We start from the raw sequence: 256 nt of genomic DNA, 5'->3' as shown, positions 1-256 counted from the left end.
ACTTGGCGTGGCGCGGGTTCTGACATCGGGTCAGCAGTCCTCTGCTGAAAAAGGACTGCAATTAATTACGGAACTAAAAGCACATTCCGGTGTTCCAATAATAATGGCGGGTGCGGGAGTGCGTGCCAGCAATATGGAACTGTTTTTAAACGCCGGGGTAGAGGAGCTTCACAGCTCTGCGGGCAAATGGATGCCATCGCCCATGCGTTATCGCAACACAGGGTTGTCAATGTCGACGGATGCTGAAGCGGATGAG

General features: G+C 52.7%; 1 protein-coding gene. It reads left to right on the top strand.

The genetic code is table 11. The features are described 5' to 3' along the window. Positions 1-256 (top strand): copper homeostasis protein CutC (locus ACPYOJ_RS35880; RefSeq protein ID WP_481420462.1); only part of this gene is annotated, 256 nt, incomplete at both ends.

The sequence above is a fragment of the Rhizobium sp. SVR5-9E genome (genome assembly GCF_056755095.1).
The sequence above is the reverse complement of the archived record's forward strand: the minus strand, read 5'-3'. Positions and strand labels throughout refer to the sequence as shown.